Here is a 4,631-nt window from a genome sequence, read left to right on the forward strand (position 1 = left end):
ATCTGCACGGCGAAGAATCCTAAAATTATGACTCCCATCAGCATATCGAATAAAACTCCAAGCTCTATGACCATCGGCATCCCAAAGGTCAGTGAGAACCCGGCAAGGAAAAGCCCGTTCTCCATAATCAGAAGTCCTATGACCTGTGTTATCGCTTTCCTCCTCGTTATCATTATGAAAAGCCCGATCAGTATTACGGCAATTGAGATCTGGAGGACATTCCTCGAAAACCCTGTAACAAATATACCTTCGCTTAATGATGCATAAACAACAGCTACAAGTATTCCTGATATAGTAAGAGATAAGGGATTGCTTATATATGGTTCCACATCATGTGTAACCTTCATCTGTCTTACGATTTTTCTGAGAAACATTGGTATCAAAAGACCTTTGCTCAAAAGGGTAACAATGGATGCGACATATAGATGGGTCTCTCCAACCATGAATGCAACAATACCAATCAATAATGAAAGGAGCCATGAATTCAGGCTATATGCCTTAACGCATGACTCAAGCCTCTTAAGGGCATTCATCGAAATGGCAGTAAGGAGTATCCCCACTGATATGAAATCGATTACAGAAAATGCCTGAATCCAGTTCTTCATGTCGCTATGCTCCATTAGAAATTGAAAATTGAAAATTGAAGATTGAAAATTTCAAACTGAACATTTTCTTTTCGCCGTAATTAACGATTTAGCAATAATATTACTCAATTGCTTTGTCTCATCAATGAGGTCATTTAAATCTTCGCTGCTTGATATTCCGGATTTCTGAATTAACCTCAGCCAATATAATGATTCACGAAGCTCTTTCATAACAATCTGGAGTTTATGTACAAAATCTGCTCTACTTTGTGCACCGCATGCCTCTTCATAATTGGCTCCAGCGGAAGTTCCTGAGCGTAATAATTGCCCAGCTATATGTTTCCCAGCAAATGTCTTTTCAAGTTTCAGAGTAAGTTTTATTATCTTAACCCCATAATCCAATAATCTTTCAGAAAGTTGGTTTGCTTTTTCTATCACTTTACAATCTTCAATTTTCAATTCGACATTCGCAGAATGTCGCTATTTCCCCATCATTATGTAAGTTAAAAGCGAAAGCAAAGCAAGCACAAATGCACCTCCGAGAAGAGACGGCAACTGGAAAAACCTCATCTTCGCCCTTGTTGACTCTATCAATGCCATTAAAAATGCCATGAGAAGTATTTTAAAAATATAAACTCCGGATGACACTGCAAGACCTGAAATTTCGGTATTATTTGCAATCCCGATTGGGAAGAATATGTCAACAGCAAGGGTGAATAAAAGCATCTGCTTCATGTAATGTGCCCATTCCATGAGTGAAAGGTATCTTCCTGAGTATTCAAGGAGCATCCCTTCATGAATCATGGTAAGCTCAAGATGTGTGTCAGGGTTATCAACAGGGATTCTCCCTGTCTCTGCGATTATTGCCACCATAAATGCAGACAGGGCAAGGATGTGGGACGGAGAATAAAATATGCCGTGGGTTTCCGCAATCCTGGCTATATTTGTGGAGCCTGCTGATATGGCTGCAGTGAATATGCTTAACATCATCATCGGCTCAACAAGGATTGCAACAGTCATCTCCCTGCTGCTGCCTTCTCCGCCGAAAGCTGTCCCTGCATCAATGCCTGCAAGGGCCATGAAAAACCTTCCGAGGGCAAAGACATAAATCAATGCTATGACATCTCCCATCATTCCGAGGGATGCCTTTGTGGTTATAACAGGGACAATCATCGAAGCAGCAATTGTGGATGTAAATACTATGTATGGCGTTGCTTTAAATATCCATGATGTAACACTGGATATCACCATATCCTTCTTAAATAGCCTTATTAGGTCGTAATATGGCTGGAATATGCCAGGCCCGATCCTACCCTGCATATTTGCCTTGAGTTTCTTTATCACTCCGTTGATGAGCGGAGAAAATAAAATGATTATTAGAAACTGAAAATATTCCATGTCGCTATCGCTCCATTGCAAATCGAAGATTGAAAATTTTAAATTTTAAAATTACTGTTTCCATATTTTTCAATTTTCAATTTGCAATTTTCAATTCAGTATTATGTCCCGAATATCAAAAGCAGTATTAGTGTCACCAAAATATAGCCAAGATAAAGGTGAAGGCTGCCTGATTGAAGCAGTCTCACCCTCCCTGCAATCCAGTGGATAAAAACTATAACAGGCTCATATACATATTTTTCAAAAAAGGGTGTTATTTCGCTGCTGTATTTTATGGACTTTACAAAAAATGGTTTTACAATATAGGAGACTTTAAGTTCCCTCCTCGGAAGATAGATTCTCTTAAATATAAGCTTTATGGGCTTTATAAATGCTGTTGCTGTATACTGCATCCTTGCATTAAGAGCAGGAATCCCACAATCCCACGAGTCACCATAGGCTACCTTCCTTTTGCCTCCGACAGTGAGAATAAATATACCAGTAGCAATAAACATGATAATCATTGTAATGAGTATTGCCAGGGGCGAAAGAGCCGACAAGGTTTCACTTATATTCAGAAAGCCTTTCTCTGATAATATGCCGTATGAACCTGTAATGAGAAAAGAGGCAGGAGAAATCACCGATATGACAGAGCCGGGGAATATGCCGAATACAAGGCACAGCACGGCAAGAAAAGCCATTCCTGCTACCATTGATGGGGATGATTCCTTTACATTCTCTGCATGATGGCTCCTCGGCATTCCCAGAAAGGATATGCCGAATGCCTTTACAAAACATGCAGCAGCAAGGGCACCTGTGAGTGCCAGAGCAGCGCCGCCAAGGGGAGATATTATCTTCGATGTGATTGATGGAGACTTAAAACCGAGCAGCAGCGACTGATATGTAAGCCATTCACTCACAAAGCCATTAAATGGAGGAAGGGCACATATGGAAACAGAACCTATAAGAAAAAATAACCCTGTGTAGGGCATTGATTTAATGAGCCCGCCCATTTTCTCCATATTTTTCGTATGAGTTGCATGCATCACAGAGCCAGAACCTAAAAAGAGCAACCCCTTGAACACGGCATGGTTGAATATATGATAAAGTGCTGCTATAAGGCCGATGGCAGAAAGATTATAAAGGCCATGACTCTTAAATACCATTGAGGCTCCGATACCAAGTAGGATAATCCCTATATTCTCAACGCTTGAATATGCAAGGAGCCTCTTTATGTCGTTTTCCATCAGGGCATACAAAACGCCATAAACAGCAGAAATGGCCCCGATTATAAGTATGACTATTCCCCACCATTCAGGACCCTGCCCCATTATATCCATGCTTATCCTTATAAATCCGTAGATTCCAGTCTTTATCATCACCCCTGACATAAGGGATGAGATATTTGAAGGGGCTGCGGGATGTGCCCTCGGAAGCCATGTGTGGAGAGGCATTATTCCTGCCTTTGTGCCAAAACCAATAATAGAGAAGATAAATATTAAATGTTTTAAATTCTCAGGTATTTGTGAAGAGAGTCCCTTCATATCCGAGAAGCTCATGCTTCCTGTCTGTTTGTAGAGGATCAGGAAAAGGGCTACTATAAAGGCAGTTCCGATGTGGGTCATCACTGCATAGATAAGTCCTGCCTTTGCTGATTTCTCGTTCCTGTCAAAGGTTACAAGAAAATAGGAGACGATAGACATAGTCTCCCATGATATGAGAAATGTGATTATATTTCCTGAAAGGATAACCGCATACATGCTCAGGATAAAAATATTAAATAGAAATCCCATCAGACCTTTATTCTTCAGGTCTTTTGTATATCCAATGGAATATATTGATACAGCAAATGTGAGGATGGATATTGCCAGAACAAAAAGTCCTGAGATTGCGTCACCGCCAAAGGCAAAATCAAAAACGGATGAAATAGGAATGGAAAACAGATTTACAGGCGTGGCAAATAATAAATACAGGCTTAATAAAGCAAAGCCTACAGAGCCGAGGGCAGAAAGGATATAGGTGTAGTTTTTAACCTTCGAAAGCGGCAGCAAAGAAATTGCCACACCCGAAATAAAAAATAAAACACCTATGTATAAATAACTCTCCGGGTCCATCTTGAAAAAAATCTTTAAACTTTATAACAAATGAAGAATTAAAATCAAGGACGACAAGAAAGGGGTAGAGAAAAAGATGTTCTATTTTCTTCCTCCTTATAAGTTCCCTCAGTGATAAATTAATAAGTTCCTTTTTGGTCTTTACTGAGGTAAGTTTTTTTGCCTCCTCAAAAAGCCTATCGTCTATTTCTATAGTAGCTCTCATGAAACGCCTCCTTATGCATATAATAGAATAATTTTTTATGCCTATCAAATACACACAAAAAAGGCAAAAAAGGCAGCTTTTCGCTGCCTCTCAATTATATCTTCAACACATAATACCTCAGCCAGACATACACGGTCGAAATAACAACAGTCATTATCATCAATGGCATGCCGTAGAGCATAAACTTTCCAAATGATATCTTCTTTCCGAGCTTCTCAGACATGCCAACTACTATGACATTTGCCGATGCGCCTATTGCAGTGCCGTTTCCGCCGAGACATGCCCCAAGAGCCAATGACCACCAGATAGGCATCAGGTCGGGATGATGTAAAAGCTGAATGCCTGAAACAT

The 4,631-nt window shown here is 40.1% G+C and carries 6 protein-coding genes; all 6 read right to left on the minus strand.

The window, feature by feature from the left end; all coding sequences use genetic code 11:
- On the minus strand, window positions 1–605 hold a 605-nt coding region (locus HZC12_08105), incomplete at its 3' end, for a hydrogenase (protein MBI5026666.1).
- Between the two features lie 51 nt (window positions 606–656).
- Window positions 657–1,022 carry a four helix bundle protein gene (locus HZC12_08110; GenBank protein ID MBI5026667.1) on the minus strand — a complete coding sequence of 122 codons (366 nt, stop codon included), beginning with the start codon at window positions 1,020–1,022 and terminating at the stop codon, window positions 657–659.
- A gap of 42 nt (window positions 1,023–1,064) precedes the next feature.
- Window positions 1,065–1,982: an NADH-quinone oxidoreductase subunit H gene (locus HZC12_08115; GenBank protein ID MBI5026668.1), complete on the minus strand. Its 918-nt coding sequence runs from the start codon at window positions 1,980–1,982 to the stop codon at window positions 1,065–1,067.
- Between the two features lie 101 nt (window positions 1,983–2,083).
- Window positions 2,084–4,075 carry a hydrogenase 4 subunit B gene (hyfB, locus tag HZC12_08120; GenBank protein MBI5026669.1) on the minus strand — a complete coding sequence of 664 codons (1,992 nt, stop codon included), beginning with the start codon at window positions 4,073–4,075 and terminating at the stop codon, window positions 2,084–2,086.
- Window positions 3,990–4,280 carry a type II toxin-antitoxin system VapB family antitoxin gene (locus tag HZC12_08125; GenBank protein ID MBI5026670.1) on the minus strand — a complete coding sequence of 97 codons (291 nt, stop codon included), beginning with the start codon at window positions 4,278–4,280 and terminating at the stop codon, window positions 3,990–3,992. Before HZC12_08125 ends, hyfB begins: the two co-directional genes overlap by 86 nt.
- Window positions 4,281–4,374: 94 nt before the next feature.
- Window positions 4,375–4,631 (minus strand): hypothetical protein (locus tag HZC12_08130; GenBank protein MBI5026671.1); only part of this gene is annotated, 257 nt, incomplete at its 5' end.

The sequence above is a fragment of the Nitrospirota bacterium genome, from assembly GCA_016214385.1.
GTDB lineage: Bacteria > Nitrospirota > Thermodesulfovibrionia > UBA6902 > JACROP01 > JACROP01.

Coding starts and splice junctions, on each gene's coding strand:
- HZC12_08115 (MBI5026668.1), bottom strand. CDS start 1,982: ATGGAATATTTTCAGTTTCTAATAATCATTTTATTTTCTCCGCTCATC.
- hyfB (MBI5026669.1), bottom strand. CDS start 4,075: ATGGACCCGGAGAGTTATTTATACATAGGTGTTTTATTTTTTATTTCG.
- HZC12_08125 (MBI5026670.1), bottom strand. CDS start 4,280: ATGAGAGCTACTATAGAAATAGACGATAGGCTTTTTGAGGAGGCAAAA.